We start from the raw sequence: 12,894 nt of genomic DNA, 5'->3' as shown, positions 1-12,894 counted from the left end.
CTCGCTCCCCCGCCACGGCACCACCGCGGCGGGCACGCAGCTGTCCCGCTACCTGCACACGCAGGCCGCGGACTTCCTCCGCAGCCTGCGCCTGCACGGCGAGGCGGGCGCGGACACGGCGGGCGCCGCGGAGGCGGCGCAGGCGCTGCGCACCGCCGCCGGCCGCATCGGCGGCACCCTGGACACCTTCCGGCCGCTGGTCGACCCCGCATGGGCCGACGAGCTGCGGACGGAGCTGCGCTGGCTGTCGCGGACGCTGGCGCTGGAGCACGCCTGCGCCGCCCGCCTCGCCCGTCTGCTGGACGCGCTGTCCCGCCTGTCGGGATCCTCCGAGGTGCCCCGCGCCCGGGCGGAGCTGCTGCCGGGGGCCCGTCCCTGCCCCGGGGACGCGCCCCGCGTCCACGCGGGCGACGGCCCCGGGGGCCTGCCGCACCCGGCCTCCGGGCAGCCCGCCGGCCCCGGAGCGGGCACCGGCGCACCGGACGGCCCCGCGCCCCCGGGCGGCAACAGGACCGGGACCCGGGCGGCGGCCCGCACCACCGGCGGCGGCTCCGTCGCCGTCGGCGCCGCCCGCGCCGCCGCCCTGCTGGAGCGCCAGCTGACGCTCGCCCGCACCCGGGCGCACTCCGCCGCCCTCGGAGCCCTCGGCTCCGCCCGCTTCCACGCCGTCGCGGACGCCGTGGCCTTACTCGCCTCCGAGCTGCCGCTCGCCCCGGCCGCCACCGGCCCCGCCGCCGACGAGACGCTCGCCCTGCTCACGGAGGTCGCCGAGCACCGGCTCCTCGACGCCGTCGCCCGGCTCCCGCTCGGCCGCGCGGGCCACCCCTACAACGCCGACGCGCTCGGCGGCGGGCTCGCCACCGAGCCGGACGACGAGCGTCAGGACGCCCCCTGGCACGCCGTCCGCCGCCTCCTCCGCCTGCACCGCTACGCACAGGAGGTGGCCCACCCGGGCGCCGGGCCCGTCCTCGGCCCCGCCGCCCTGGCCCTCGACCACCACCGCGACGCCGCCGAGGCCTCCGAGGCGGCCGCGGCGGCCGCCCGCACCCCCCGGATCGCCCCGGCCACCGCCTACGCGCTCGGTGTGCTCCACGCGGACCAGCGCCACGAGGTGGAGGCGGCCCGCTTCGCCTTCCAGCAGGAATGGCGGCACGCGCGGGCGGCGATCCCCGCCCCATGAACGGGAGCAGCGCTGTGGAAGACGACCAGGAGCACGGCCCCCTCGGGCCGGACACCGTGTTCGCGGCGGGCTGCGTCCTGTGGCGCCACGCCCCCGCCGCCGAGGAGGGCATCGAGCTCTGCCTGGTGCACCGTCCCAAGTACGACGACTGGTCCCACCCGAAGGGCAAGCTGAAGGCCGGGGAGGACGCGCTGGCCGCCGCGCTGCGCGAGGTGCTGGAGGAGACCGGCCACCGCTGCGTCCCCGGTGCCCGGCTGCCCTCGGTCAGCTACACGGCCGCCGGGCGGCCCAAGCACGTCGTGTACTGGGCCGCCGAGACCCGCTCGGGCTCCTTCGCCGCCAGTTCCGAGGTCGACGCGATCGTCTGGCTGCCGCCCTCGGCGGCCCGCCACCGCCTCACCCAGCCCCGCGACCGGGCCCTGGTCGACTCCCTGCTCGACGCGCTGCGCACGGCCTGACCGGCCCTCCGGGGAGTGTGCCGGTCACCCGGGCGGACCGCCGCGCGGTGGGCGGCCCCCGGCCCCGGAACCCGCCGGGGCCTCACCCGGAGCCGCACCTTCCGGGCGGCGGCGCCGCCCGTCCGCCCGCCTTCCGCCGGCCCCTCACCGCCCGTGCTCCGCCCGGTGGCACGCCCCGTGGCACGCCCTCCGAACGGCCCGTTCCGCGCGCCGACCGAGCGCAGGCGACCGAACGGAGCAATCCTGGGAAAGGCACCAGGCCGCCGGACATGGTTCACCTCCCGTTCACTCTCTCCCTTGGGGCACGTCACCTGATCTGCCTAATTTCGGCCGTACACGGTGACCGGCACGGTGCCGGCCCCCCACCCCGACCCACCGCCGCGAGGACAGCGGCAACTGGAAGGAACCCCCGAAAGTGAAGCTTCAGCGCAAGAACGGACTTCGCGCCGCGGCGCTCGGTGCCCTCGCCGTTTCCGGCGCCCTGGTCCTCACCGGGTGTGGTTCGGACGACAACTCCGGCGGCAGCACCACGAGCGGCGAGAAGACCACCGCCGCCTCGAACGTCGCGTGCGACGACGCCCAGGGCAAGCTCCTGGCCGCCGGCTCCAGCGCCCAGAAGAACGCCATGGACCTGTGGGTCAAGGAGTACATGGCCGCCTGCACGGGTGTCGAGGTCAACTACAAGTCCTCGTCGTCCGGTGAGGGCATCGTCAACTTCAACCAGGGCCGCGTCGCCTTCGCCGGCTCCGACTCGGCGCTCAAGCCCGAGGAGGTCGAGGAGTCCAAGAAGGTCTGCACCGGCGGCCAGGGCATCAACCTCCCGATGGTCGGCGGCCCGATCGCGCTCGGCTACAACCTGTCCGGCGTGGACCAGCTCAACCTGGACGCCCCCACCATCGCCAAGATCTTCAACGGCAAGATCAAGAACTGGAACGACCCGGCGATCGCCAAGCTCAACGAGGGTACCGAGCTGCCGGACAAGCCGATCCAGGCCTTCCACCGCTCCGAGGACTCCGGCACCACGCAGAACCTCGGCAAGTACCTGGGCGCCACGGCCGAGGCCGACTGGCCCTACGAGGCCGAGAAGAAGTGGCCCGCCCCGGGCGGCCAGGCCGCGTCCGGCTCCTCCGGTGTCGCCGCGCAGGTCAAGCAGGTCGACGGCGCCATCGGCTACTTCGAGCTGTCCTACGCCACCTCCCAGTCGATCCCGACCGTGAGCATCGACACCGGTGCCTCCGCCCCGGTCGCGGCCACCTCGGAGAACGCCTCCAAGGCCATCGCCGCCGCCAAGATCAAGGGCACCGGCAAGGACCTGGCCCTGGAGCTCGACTACGCCACCACGGCCGAGGGCGCCTACCCGATGGTCCTGGTGACCTACGAGGTCGTCTGCGACACCGGCAACAAGGCCGAGACCCTCGGCACCCTGAAGTCCTTCCTGACCTACACGGCCAGCGACGAGGGCCAGAAGGTCCTGACCGACCACGGCTACGCCCCGATCCCGCAGGAGATCAACAGCAAGGTCCGCGAGACCATCGCCGGCCTGAAGTAACCCAGCCAGCCGGCGGGGGCCCGTCCGCCCCCGCCGGCCGGCCATCCGGTGCACCGCCGCCAGGGGAGCCGTACGGCCCCCCAACCACAGACCGGAAAGACCATGGCTTCCACGACACCCACAGACCTCACCCCACCTCCGACGGGCCCCGCCCTCGACAGCGGGAAATCGACCGGGCGCCTCGGCGACAAGATCTTCATCGGACTGTCCCGGGGCTCGGGCATCCTCGTCCTGCTGATCATGGCGTCGATCGCCGCCTTCCTCACCTACCGGGCCGTGCTCGGCATCTCGAAGGACGAGGGCAACTTCCTCACCACCTTCGACTGGAACCCGGCGGGCGACCCGCCGGTCTTCGGCATTGCCGTCCTGCTGTTCGGCACCGTGGTCAGCTCGATCATCGCCATGGTGATCGCCGTCCCGATCGCCGTCGGCATCGCGCTGTTCATCTCGCACTACGCGCCCCGCCGCCTCGCCGCCCCCCTCGCCTACGTCGTCGACCTGCTCGCCGCCGTGCCGTCGATCATCTACGGCATCTGGGGCGCGCTCTTCCTCGTGCCGTACCTGGAGGGCCTGAACCTCTGGCTCGACCAGTTCTTCGCCTGGACGTACGTCTTCGAGAAGACCGAGGTGGGCGTCGCCCGCTCGCTGTTCACCGTGGGCATCCTGCTGGCGATCATGATCCTGCCGATCGTGACCAGCGTCAGCCGCGAGGTCTTCCTCCAGGTGCCGCGGATGAACGAGGAGGCCGCCCTGGCCCTGGGCGCGACCCGGTGGGAGGTCATCCGCATGTCGGTGCTGCCCTTCGGCCGCTCCGGCGTCATCTCCGCCTCCATGCTGGGCCTCGGCCGCGCGCTCGGCGAGACCATGGCCGTCGCCACCGTGCTCTCCCCGAGCTTCGTGATCTCGCTGCACCTGCTCAACCCGGGCGGCGGCACCTTCGCACAGAACATCGCCGCGAAGTTCGACGAGGCGGACCAGCTCGGCCGTGACGCGCTCATCGCCTCCGGCCTCGTCCTGTTCATCCTGACCCTGCTGGTCAACGGCGCGGCCCGCCTGATCATCGCGCGCCGCAAGGAGTACTCGGGGGCCAACGCATGAGCCACGCAGTCGTCTCCGGCCCGAAGGCCGCACCCCCGTCTCCCGGCCCCCGCCGGAGCCTCAACAGCCGCAGCCTCCCGCGCTGGGCCCCGCTCGGCTTCGCCGCCGTGTCCGTCCTGCTCGGCGTCGGCATCAGCCTCGCCGCCGGCTGGGAGAGCAGGGTCCAGTGGGGCCTCGTCTCCGCCCTGCTGTTCGTGCTCGTCTCCTACGTGGTGACCAGTGCCGTCGAGAACCGGCGCCAGGCCAAGGACCGTCTGGCCACCAGCCTCGTCTGGGTCTGCTTCATCCTCGCCGTGATCCCGCTGCTCTCGCTGATCTGGGTCACCGTGAGCCGCGGTGTGAAGGCCCTGGACGGCTACTTCCTGACCCACTCCATGGCCGGCGTCCCCGGCTTCGAGGCGGGCGGCGGCGTGTACCACGCCATCGTCGGCACCCTGGAGCAGGTGGGCATCGCCACCCTGGTCTCCGTCCCGATCGGCCTGCTCACCGCGGTGTACCTGGTCGAGTACGGCAAGGGCGCGCTGGCCAAGGCGGTCACCTTCTTCGTCGACGTCATGACCGGCATCCCCTCGATCGTGGCGGGCCTGTTCCTGCTGTCGATCATGCTGATGTTCGACCTCCAGCCGTCCGGCCTGATGGGCGCGCTCGCCCTGGCGATCCTGATGATCCCCGTGGTCGTCCGCTCCACCGAGGAGATGCTCAAGCTCGTGCCCAACGAGCTCCGCGAGGCGTCGCTGGCGCTCGGCGTGCCGAAGTGGCGCACCATCGTCAAGGTGGTCATCCCCACGGCGCTCGGCGGCATCACCACCGGTGTGATGCTGGCCATCGCCCGTATCGCCGGTGAGACCGCCCCGATCATGCTGCTGGTCTTCGGCACCCAGCTGATCAACGCCAACCCCTTCGACGGCGCCCAGTCCTCGCTCCCCTTCTACATCTGGGAGCAGTACCGGGTCGGCAGCGAGGCGTCGTACGACCGCGCCTGGGCCGCCGCACTGGTCCTGATCGCCTTCGTCATGATCCTCAACCTCGTGGCCCGCGGCATCGCCCGCTGGAAGGCCCCCCAGACCGGCCGGTAGGCCACGATTTTCGGTCCCGCCCGGCGGGGCCCCTAGGAAGTGATCCCCATGGCCAAGCGAATCGACGTCAGCGGCCTGACCGCCTACTACGGCTCCCACAAGGCGATCGAGGACATCTCGATGACGGTGGAGCCCCGCTCCGTGACGGCCTTCATCGGCCCGTCCGGCTGCGGCAAGTCCACGTTCCTGCGCACCCTGAACCGGATGCACGAGGTCACCCCCGGCGGCCGTGTCGAGGGCAAGGTGATGCTGGACGACGAGAACCTCTACGGCTCGGGTGTCGACCCGGTGACCGTGCGCCGCACGGTCGGCATGGTCTTCCAGCGCCCGAACCCCTTCCCGACCATGTCGATCTTCGACAACGTCGCGGCGGGCCTGCGTCTGAACGGCTCGTACAAGAAGGGCGAGCTCGCCGACGTCGTCGAGCGCTCGCTGAAGGGCGCCAACCTCTGGAACGAGGTCAAGGACCGCCTGAACAAGCCCGGCTCCGGCCTCTCCGGCGGCCAGCAGCAGCGCCTGTGCATCGCTCGGGCGATCGCGGTGGAGCCGGACGTGCTGCTGATGGACGAGCCCTGCTCCGCGCTGGACCCGATCTCCACACTCGCCATCGAGGACCTGATCGGCGAGCTGAAGGAGCGCTTCACCATCGTCATCGTGACGCACAACATGCAGCAGGCGGCGCGGGTCTCCGACCGCACGGCCTTCTTCAACCTGGCGGCGGTCGGCCAGCCCGGTCGTCTGATCGAGATCGACGACACGGAGCGGATCTTCGCCAACCCGTCCGTCCAGGCGACCGAGGACTACATCTCCGGCCGCTTCGGATAAGACGTCTTCGGGTGCTGCATGGCGGTGCCACCCGGAAGACGATCGGGCCCGTCCCCTCGGCGAGGGGGCGGGCCCGCCCGCGTCCGCGGGCCGGGGCACGACGGGCCCCGGGGCCACGGCGGGCGGATCGGCGGCGGGGCGGCGGGCCCGCGGGGCGGCTCGGCGGCTCGGCGGCGGGAACGGGCGAGGGGCGGTGCCGGGCCTCCGCCCCGCACCGCCCCTTCCCGCCGCTGCCGCCCGGCGCCGGCCGGCTGCGGCTCAGCCGAAGACCAGCCAGATGACCCCGTAGCTCACCGCGGCCACCAGCGCGGCCGCGGGCATGGTGATGAACCAGCCCAGGATGATGTTCTTGGCGACGCCCCAGCGCACCGCGTTCAGCCGCTTGGTGGCGCCGACGCCCATGATCGCCGAGGTGATCACATGGGTGGTCGAGATCGGCGCGTTGAAGAGGTAGGCCGAACCGAACATGATCGACGCGCCGGTGGTCTCCGCCGCGAACCCCTGCGGCGGGTCCAGCTCGATGATCTTGCGGCCGAGGGTGCGCATGATGCGCCAGCCGCCCGCGTAGGTGCCCAGCGAGAGCATCACCGCACAGGCGATCCTGACCCACACCGGGATCTCGTCCCCGGCCTGCTCGACGTCGGCGATGACGAGCGCCATCACCACGATGCCCATGGTCTTCTGCGCGTCCTGGAGGCCGTGGCCCAGCGCCATGCCCGCCGCCGAGACGGTCTGGGCTATCCGGAAGCCCCGCTTCGCCTTGTGCGGGTTGGTCCGGCGGAACATCCACATGATCAGGACCATCACCAGATAGCCCGCGATCAGGCCGACGAACGGCGAGACGAACATCGGGATGACGATCTTGTGCAGCACACCGGACCAGATCACCTCGGTGCCACCCGCGAGGGCGGCACCGACCATGCCCCCGAACAGGGCGTGGGAGGAGGAGGACGGGAGCCCGAAGTACCAGGTGACCATGTTCCACACGATCGCCCCGACCAGCGCGGCGAACAGGATGCCCATGCCGCGGTCACCGTGCGGCGTCTCGATCAGCCCCTCGCTGACGGTCTTGGCCACGCCCTGGCCGATGAAGGCCCCTCCGAGGTTCATGACCGCGGCCATCGCCAGGGCCACCCTCGGGGTGAGCGCCCGGGTCGAGACGGAGGTGGCGATCGCGTTCGCCGAGTCGTGGAAGCCGTTGGTATAGGTGAATCCGAGCGCGACACCGACGGTCACGATCAGGGCAAAGGTGTCCACTGAGTTCAGGACTCCTTGACCGCGATGGTCTCCACCGTGTTCGCGACGTGCTCGAACGCGTCGGCGGCCTCCTCCAGCACGTCGACGATCTGCTTGAGCTTCAGCACCTCGATGGCGTCGTACTTGCCGTTGAAGAGGTGGGCGAGGAGCTTGCGGTGGATCTGGTCCGCCTGGTTCTCCAGCCGGTTGACCTCGATCCAGTACTCGGTGAGGTTGTCCATGGTCCGCAGATGGGGCATGGCCTCGGCAGTCAGCTCCGCCGCCCGCGCCAGCACCTCGATCTGCTGCTCCACACCCCTGGGCAGTTCCTCGATGTTGTAGAGGACGACGAGGTCGACGGCCTCCTCCATGAAGTCCATGATGTCGTCGAGGGAGGACGCGAGGGCATAGATGTCCTCGCGGTCGAAGGGCGTGATGAACGAGGAGTTCAACTGGTGGAAGATCGCGTGGGTGGCGTCGTCCCCGGCGTGCTCCGCTGCCCTCATGCGCTCCGCGATCTCGGCCCGGGCGGAGGTCTCCGCACCGAGCAGTTCCATCAGGAGCTTCGAGCCCGTGACGATGTTGTCCGCGGACGCGGCGAACATGTCGTAGAAGCTCGTCTCCCTGGGGGTCAGACGAAAACGCACGTGGGGTCCTCGGGGTGCTTCGGTTTCGGTCAGGCTGATGCTAGGCGCATCATCCGGCCACGGCTAACGGGCGACAACCCAGTGTCGCCCATCAATCGATGCGATCTGCACGGACCCCCACCGGTCTGACCACTATTCGCTACCATATACCCATGAGGGGTATATGGTCCCCTTTCAGGACAACGGGAGGACCCGATGACGACCACCGAGGCGGCCGGCCCCCCGGTCACCGGAGCCGAGACCGATCACGACCGCGGCGTCCACGGCTACCACCACCACAAGGACGAGCACCTCAAGCGGCTCCGCCGGATCGAGGGCCAGATCCGGGGCCTCCAGCGGATGGTCGACGAGGACGTGTACTGCATCGACATACTCACGCAGGTGTCGGCGTCCACCAAGGCCCTCCAGTCCTTCGCGCTCCAGCTGCTGGAGGAGCACCTGCGCCACTGCGTCGCGGACGCGGCCTCCAAGGGCGGCGAGGAGGTCGACGCCAAGGTGGAGGAGGCCACCAAGGCCATCGCCCGCCTGCTGCGCACCTGAGAGCAGGGCTCCGCGAGATCCGGGTGCGTCCCGTTTCGCCGGGTACATCGCGTTTCACCGCCCCGGCGGCCCGGTCACGGCGGAACGGAGCGAATGGCTTGATCACATCGGTTCGGGGGCCCGGCGGCACGGCGTCCGCGGTCGGAGACGCAGCGGAACGCCGGGTCCCGCCGGGCCGGCTCCCGGGAGGGCGGTCAGCGGGGCGCCGGAGCCGCCCCCGCCGCGGGGCACGGAGTGACCCTCAGCACCTCGTCGATGCGGTCCGGGCTGAGGCGCTCCCCGTCCGCCGCGGACGCGGCGATCATCAGCTCCCCGCACAGCTCGATCTCGGCGAGGGCCACGTGGTCGTCCTGGACTGCCGTCGTACTGGGCGGAGCCACGTGCCGTCACCTCTTCCAGCCGTTGTCGGCTCCCTAGCGTAGGGATCGGGCCACACACCGCGCATGGCACGTCCGGGCCATTTGCGCAGTGGCCTTCCCGGACCCCTTCACCGCCTCGGGGTTCAGACCCCCACCTTTCCCGTGTAGATGTCGCCCTCCTCCGGGATGCGCACCGCGACCGGCACCCCGAAGTCGAAGAGGACCGTGGTGGACGTCACATCCACCGAGCGGCCCTGGTTGGCGAAGGTGAAGCGGTGGCGGACCTTGCGCAGGCGCCCCGAATCGTCCACATAGGCGTCGAAGGGCACCGCGTGCCTGGTGAACCCTTTCGCCGCGGCCGCCAGCGGTCCCCGGGTGTGCGAGCGGACCGCCTCCGCCGCCCGGGCGGCCTTGCGGATGTCGGCCGTGCCACGGAAGTGCCGCACCTTCCGGCCCGCCAGCTCGGCCTCCCCCACGTAGGCCACCCGCTCGGCACCGCGCAGGAGTTCGGCGGCGGCCATCGGATCGGTCGCGCCCCCGGTGACGAGGTTGCCGTCGTCGAGGGAGGTGGTGTTCACCCGCACCCACTTGTCGGCCGGCACGCCCGCCCCCCGGTTCTTCATGTAGAGGGCGCCGGGTACGAACAGCTCGGTGATCGGCTGGTGCTCGTCGACACCCGCGGGATCGGCCGGGAGGACCACCCTCAGCCGCCCCGTCGCCCGGGTGAAGTCGTAGCTGCCCTCCCCCCGGATCGTGACGCGGGTGCCCCCCGTCGCCATCTCCATGGCGGTGCGGGTCCGCGAGGTCCCGGCAGCGGCCAGGGAGTCCACCGCGTCGTGGATCTCCTCGTGGTGGCTCCCGGGCCCCTCGCCCCGCCCACCGCCCGGTGCCGCCGAGTGCTCGCCCGGCCGTGCGCCGGAGCCGGCCCGGGAGACGCCGTCCCCGTCCTGGACGGCGGCGCCCGCACCCGAGCACCCGGTGGCGACCATCACGCCCAGGGCGGTCGCCGCCACGGTCAACGCTCCGCCTCTGTGTCTGTGCCGCTGCACCATCGCCTGCCAACCCCCAACACCAGGACCGCTCGTAGGAAGCCCACCCGCCTCCCCTAACGACGTGTGCGTCACACCGTCACGCGGACACGCCGTCAGGCGGCCGAGCCGTCACCCGGGCGCCCAGGAACACGGGCGGCACGGCGGCACGGACGGCACGGCGGGACGGGAACGCGGGGCGGGACGGGAACGCGGGGCGGGACGGGCACGCGGCGGGACGGGCGCCGTGCCGCCCGGGAGGAGACGGGCCGGGGGCAGGGGCGGCAGGGGCGCCACCGCGGGCCCCCGCCCGGCGGCGGGGCCGCACGGCCGCGAGGCGGACGCCGTCCCGAAGCGGGCGGCCGCGCAGTACCGTTGCACCGTGCCCCAGCAGGAGCTGTCCGCGGACAACCCGGCCCATCTGACCACCACCGTCGAACGCGGGTCCTTCGCCCACGCCCGCTGCAGTTGCGGCTGGGCCGGCCCGGCGCGGCGTTCCCGCGACCGCGCCCGTTCCGACGCCCGGGCGCACTCCTCGGACGGCTGAACCGCCGAGGCCCTGCCCCGGACGGGGGCAGGGCCTCGCGGAAGGTGCCGCGCGTCAGGCGGCGAGGCCGTTGGCCCCCGGGTCCTTGCCCTCGCCCCGGGGCTCGGGGATGTCCACCGGCTCGGCCTTGAGCGCCCCGTCGGCCGCCCGCGACCGCACGAGCGGGCCGAGCAGCCTGGTGGAGGCGAGCGCCGAGACCAGGGGGGTCAGCAGCGCCAGGGCGAGCGGTGCCAGCAGCAGGACGACCGCGGTGCCCAGCGCGAAGCCCCCGATGACGTCGGTCGGGTAGTGGACGCCCATGTACACGCGGCAGAAGCCCTCGGCCGCGGCCAGCACGAGCGCGACCGCGCCGAACCTGCGGTGGGTGATGAACAGGGCCGCCGCGATCGCCATCGCCATCGTGGAGTGGTCGCTGACGAAGGAGAAGTCGGTCTTCCCCTGGACCAGGACCTCTAGGCCGTCGTGGTCGTAGAACGGCCGGGGCCGCTGGACGAAGCCGCGGATGGGGATGTTGACCAGCAGCGCGATGCCCGCGGCCAGCGGGGCCCAGACCAGGCCCGCGACGGCGGCGACCGAGTCCTCACGGGTGCCGCTGCGGCGGACGCTCCACCAGCACCAGAGGGCCACCAGCACCAGGGCGAGCATGATCCCGTACTCGCCGACGAACTCCATCGTCCGGTCGAACCAGCCCGGGGCGTCCTTGGCGAGGCCGTTGATGTCGTAGAGCAGGCTGACGTCGGGGTTCGTCCCGCTCGCCTCGGTGACGGGGAACCCGTTCGCGAGTCCAGCCATGTGCAGCGGCCCCTTGCTTGCGTCGCCTCGACGGCGCACCTCCTGTGCGCCGTGCCACCAACCCCCGTGGTCGGTCGGGTGTGTGCTGCATGGTCAGTGCGGCTGTCCCTGCCCAGGAAACGACGCGGCCCGCCGGGTCGTTCCTCTCTCCACCGAACGATCACCATGACGTTATCGAAGGGTGACACGTCCTTGCAGCTCAGCGCCGGTCGCCGGGGGTCCCGTTCCGGCCACGGCGCGCAGGAACCGGACACCTCGGGGGCGGACACCTCGGGAGCGGGGACCCGGAAGGCCGGACAGCGGGAGCTGGGGGCTCCGGGAGCTGGGGTCTCAGGAGCCGGGGCCTCAGGAGCCGGGGGCGGAGCTCGGCAGGGCGGTCGGCAGTGCGGCGGCGCCGTCCTCGGTCACGCGGGTGGCGCCGAAGTAGTCCGGGGTGTCGATCCTGTCGAAGCGGATCACGGCCCCGGTGTACGGGGCGTTGATCATGTACCCGCCGCCGACATAGAGGCCGACGTGCCGGATCGCCCGCGAGTTGCCCAGGTCGTCGGAGAAGAACACCAGGTCACCGGGCATCAGCTCGTCCCGGGAGGGGTGCGGCCCCGCGTTGTACTGGTCGTTGGCCACCCGGGGGAGCTCGATGCCCACCGTCCGGTACGCGGCCTGGGTGAGCCCGGAGCAGTCGAAGCGCCCGTCCTGCTCGGGTGTGCCGTTGCCGCCCCACAGATAGGGCGTGCCGAGCTTCTGCTGGGCGAAGTAGATGGCCCCGGCCGCCTGGCGCGAGGGCTCCACCCGGTCGACGGGGCGGGCGAAGCTCTTCTCCAGGGAGCGGATGACCTTCACGTAGTTCTGCGTCTCGCGGTACGGGGGCACTCCGCCGTACTTGATCACCGCGTAGGCGCCCGCGTTGTAGGCGGCCAGCATGTTGTCGGTGGGGTCGCCGGGCGCCTTGCGCACATAGCCGGCCAGTTCGCAGTCGTAGGACGCGGCCGAGGGGATGGCGTCCGCGGGGTCCCACACGTCGCGGTCCCCGTCGTTGTCGCCGTCGATGCCGTGGGTGGCCCAGGTGCCGGGGATGAACTGGGCGATGCCCTGGGCGGCGGCATGGCTCTGGGCCCTCGGGTTCCAGCCGCTCTCCTGGTAGAGCTGTGCCGCGAGCAGCGCCGGGTTGATGGCGGGGCAGAGGTTGCCCCACTTCTGCACCAGGGCCTGGTAGCGGGCGGGCACCGCGCCCTTGGCGAGGGTCACCGCGCCGCCCTTGGCCCCGGCCAGCCCCGCAGCGGCGGTGTAGGTGCCGACGAACAGCAGCGAGACGAACAGCACGCAGACGCCGGCGCAGGCACCGGTGACGAGCCACGCCTTACGCACCGTCAACCGCCCTCCGTCCCGCGGTAGTCCGCCGACGCCCCAGTGTAGGCGGGAGGGAGGGCCGCGGGGAGCGGGAAACGCGTCGCCCCGGCGCAGGGCGCCCCGGGAGGGGGCCCGCTCGCAGCGCCGCCGCGAGCCGGCGCTGCGGGAGGGCGCTGCACCGGAGCGGGCGGCGCCCCGGGACGGGCGGCGTC

At 72.3% G+C, this 12,894-nt stretch carries 14 protein-coding genes; 8 read left to right on the top strand and 6 right to left on the bottom strand.

All coding sequences use genetic code 11. The annotated features are described in order from the left end of the window. The first annotated feature begins 40 nt into the window (after positions 1-40). From ACGF15_RS27220 to pstB, 6 genes are all read left to right on the top strand, one after another. Complete coding sequence (locus ACGF15_RS27220) at positions 41-1,180, top strand: CHAD domain-containing protein (protein WP_376427923.1); 1,140 nt, start codon at positions 41-43, stop codon at positions 1,178-1,180. Then, positions 1,177-1,638 carry an NUDIX hydrolase gene (locus ACGF15_RS27215; protein ID WP_345613778.1) on the top strand — a complete coding sequence of 154 codons (462 nt, stop codon included), beginning with the start codon at positions 1,177-1,179 and terminating at the stop codon, positions 1,636-1,638. The genes ACGF15_RS27220 and ACGF15_RS27215 overlap by 4 nt, the downstream gene beginning before the upstream one ends. A gap of 415 nt (positions 1,639-2,053) precedes the next feature. Next, positions 2,054-3,187, top strand: coding sequence for a phosphate ABC transporter substrate-binding protein PstS (gene pstS / locus ACGF15_RS27210; protein WP_345613779.1), 1,134 nt, complete (start codon positions 2,054-2,056; stop codon positions 3,185-3,187). A 102-nt stretch (positions 3,188-3,289) separates the two neighbouring features. Next, positions 3,290-4,285 (top strand): phosphate ABC transporter permease subunit PstC, encoded by a 996-nt coding sequence (gene pstC, locus ACGF15_RS27205; RefSeq protein ID WP_362614586.1) that lies wholly within the window; start codon positions 3,290-3,292, stop codon positions 4,283-4,285. Further along, complete coding sequence (gene pstA, locus ACGF15_RS27200; protein WP_345613781.1) at positions 4,282-5,361, top strand: phosphate ABC transporter permease PstA; 1,080 nt, start codon at positions 4,282-4,284, stop codon at positions 5,359-5,361. The genes pstC and pstA overlap by 4 nt, the downstream gene beginning before the upstream one ends. 48 nt (positions 5,362-5,409) lie before the next feature. After that, positions 5,410-6,186, top strand: coding sequence for a phosphate ABC transporter ATP-binding protein PstB (gene pstB, locus ACGF15_RS27195; RefSeq protein WP_392802732.1), 777 nt, complete (start codon positions 5,410-5,412; stop codon positions 6,184-6,186). Between the two features lie 258 nt (positions 6,187-6,444). Here pstB and ACGF15_RS27190 read toward each other — a convergent pair whose 3' ends face one another. Both ACGF15_RS27190 and ACGF15_RS27185 read right to left on the bottom strand, forming a co-directional pair. After that, a complete protein-coding gene (locus ACGF15_RS27190) occupies positions 6,445-7,443 on the bottom strand; it encodes an inorganic phosphate transporter (RefSeq protein WP_256524270.1) in 999 nt (332 codons plus the stop codon). 5 nt (positions 7,444-7,448) lie between these two features. Further along, the gene (locus ACGF15_RS27185; RefSeq protein ID WP_345613782.1) at positions 7,449-8,069 is read right to left on the bottom strand and encodes a DUF47 family protein; all 621 of its coding nucleotides are present in this window, start codon (positions 8,067-8,069) and stop codon (positions 7,449-7,451) included. A 195-nt stretch (positions 8,070-8,264) separates the two neighbouring features. Between ACGF15_RS27185 and ACGF15_RS27180 the strand changes: the two genes are divergently transcribed. Next, positions 8,265-8,609, top strand: coding sequence for a metal-sensitive transcriptional regulator (locus tag ACGF15_RS27180; protein ID WP_256524272.1), 345 nt, complete (start codon positions 8,265-8,267; stop codon positions 8,607-8,609). A gap of 194 nt (positions 8,610-8,803) precedes the next feature. On the opposite strand, the gene ACGF15_RS27175 is transcribed toward ACGF15_RS27180, so the two are convergent. Together ACGF15_RS27175 and ACGF15_RS27170 are read right to left on the bottom strand one after the other, a co-directional pair. Then, positions 8,804-8,989, bottom strand: coding sequence for a hypothetical protein (locus ACGF15_RS27175; RefSeq protein WP_345613783.1), 186 nt, complete (start codon positions 8,987-8,989; stop codon positions 8,804-8,806). A gap of 122 nt (positions 8,990-9,111) precedes the next feature. Continuing rightward, on the bottom strand, positions 9,112-10,020 hold the full coding sequence (locus ACGF15_RS27170) for a hypothetical protein (protein ID WP_345613784.1): 909 nt from the start codon (positions 10,018-10,020) through the stop codon (positions 9,112-9,114). Between the two features lie 358 nt (positions 10,021-10,378). Between ACGF15_RS27170 and ACGF15_RS27165 the strand changes: the two genes are divergently transcribed. Continuing rightward, entirely contained in the window at positions 10,379-10,543 is a 165-nt protein-coding gene (locus tag ACGF15_RS27165; RefSeq protein WP_345613785.1) for a hypothetical protein, read from the top strand. A 54-nt stretch (positions 10,544-10,597) separates the two neighbouring features. Here the strand turns inward: ACGF15_RS27165 and ACGF15_RS27160 are convergent, their stop codons facing one another. Together ACGF15_RS27160 and ACGF15_RS27155 are read right to left on the bottom strand one after the other, a co-directional pair. Beyond that, positions 10,598-11,335, bottom strand: a complete 738-nt coding sequence (locus tag ACGF15_RS27160; RefSeq protein WP_345613786.1) for a phosphatase PAP2 family protein — start codon at positions 11,333-11,335, stop codon at positions 10,598-10,600. A 345-nt stretch (positions 11,336-11,680) separates the two neighbouring features. Next, entirely contained in the window at positions 11,681-12,700 is a 1,020-nt protein-coding gene (locus tag ACGF15_RS27155; protein ID WP_362613521.1) for a bifunctional lytic transglycosylase/C40 family peptidase, read from the bottom strand. Between the last annotated feature and the right edge of the window lie 194 nt (positions 12,701-12,894).

This window comes from Streptomyces sp. NPDC048001, from assembly GCF_043203115.1.
Taxonomy (GTDB): domain Bacteria; phylum Actinomycetota; class Actinomycetes; order Streptomycetales; family Streptomycetaceae; genus Streptomyces; species Streptomyces sanyensis.
Note: the sequence above shows the minus strand (reverse complement) of the source record. Positions and strands in the feature narration are given on the sequence as shown.

Coding starts and splice junctions, on each gene's coding strand:
- pstA (WP_345613781.1), top strand. CDS start 4,282: ATGAGCCACGCAGTCGTCTCCGGCCCGAAGGCCGCACCCCCGTCTCCC.
- ACGF15_RS27180 (WP_256524272.1), top strand. CDS start 8,265: ATGACGACCACCGAGGCGGCCGGCCCCCCGGTCACCGGAGCCGAGACC.
- ACGF15_RS27160 (WP_345613786.1), bottom strand. CDS start 11,335: ATGGCTGGACTCGCGAACGGGTTCCCCGTCACCGAGGCGAGCGGGACG.
- ACGF15_RS27170 (WP_345613784.1), bottom strand. CDS start 10,020: ATGGTGCAGCGGCACAGACACAGAGGCGGAGCGTTGACCGTGGCGGCG.
- ACGF15_RS27215 (WP_345613778.1), top strand. CDS start 1,177: ATGAACGGGAGCAGCGCTGTGGAAGACGACCAGGAGCACGGCCCCCTC.
- pstB (WP_392802732.1), top strand. CDS start 5,410: ATGGCCAAGCGAATCGACGTCAGCGGCCTGACCGCCTACTACGGCTCC.
- pstC (WP_362614586.1), top strand. CDS start 3,290: ATGGCTTCCACGACACCCACAGACCTCACCCCACCTCCGACGGGCCCC.